This window comes from Streptomyces recifensis, assembly GCF_002154615.1.
In the GTDB taxonomy this organism is placed as follows: domain Bacteria; phylum Actinomycetota; class Actinomycetes; order Streptomycetales; family Streptomycetaceae; genus Streptomyces; species Streptomyces griseoluteus.
This window is the reverse complement of sequence record NZ_MUNH01000915.1, coordinates 1-524: the sequence shown is the minus strand read 5'-3', so window position 1 is coordinate 524 and position 524 is coordinate 1. Positions and strand designations below refer to the sequence as shown.

The following is a 524-nucleotide window of genomic DNA, read 5'->3' as shown; positions in this document are numbered from 1 at the left end:
CTGGACGAGCCGACCAACGGGCTCGACCCGCAGGGCATGCGCGAGATCCGCGGCCTGATCCGGGAACTGGCCGCAGACGGCACCACCGTATTCCTCTCCTCCCACCTCCTCGACGAGATCGAGCAGGTGTGCACCCACGCGGCGGTGATGACCCGTGGCCGGCTCGTGATCCAGGGCGCGGTGGCCGACCTGTCCGCCGGGGCGCGCGGCCGGCTCGCCGTGACCACCCCGGACCCGGCCGACGCGGCCCGCGTGCTCAAGGAGCAGGGCGTCACCGGCCTCACCGTGACCGGCCAGGCGGTCACCGGGGAACCGCCCGACCGCGACCTCGCCGAGGTGAACGCCGCCCTGGTCGCGGCGGGCGTGCGGGTACGGGGGTTCACGCTCGAACGGGCCTCGCTGGAGGACGCGTTCGTGGCACTGACCGGAGAGGGCTTCGATGTCGCGGGCTGAGACCACGTACCCCCCTGCGCCCCGGCCGCTGTGGACCCTCGGGCTGCTGCGCAGCGAGCTGGTCACCACCC

General features: G+C 74.2%; 1 protein-coding gene. It reads left to right on the top strand.

The genetic code is table 11. The features are described from left to right. On the top strand, positions 1 to 453 hold a 453-nt coding region (locus tag CCN33_RS30795), incomplete at its 5' end, for an ATP-binding cassette domain-containing protein (protein WP_483027271.1). Positions 454 to 524 lie beyond the last annotated feature (71 nt).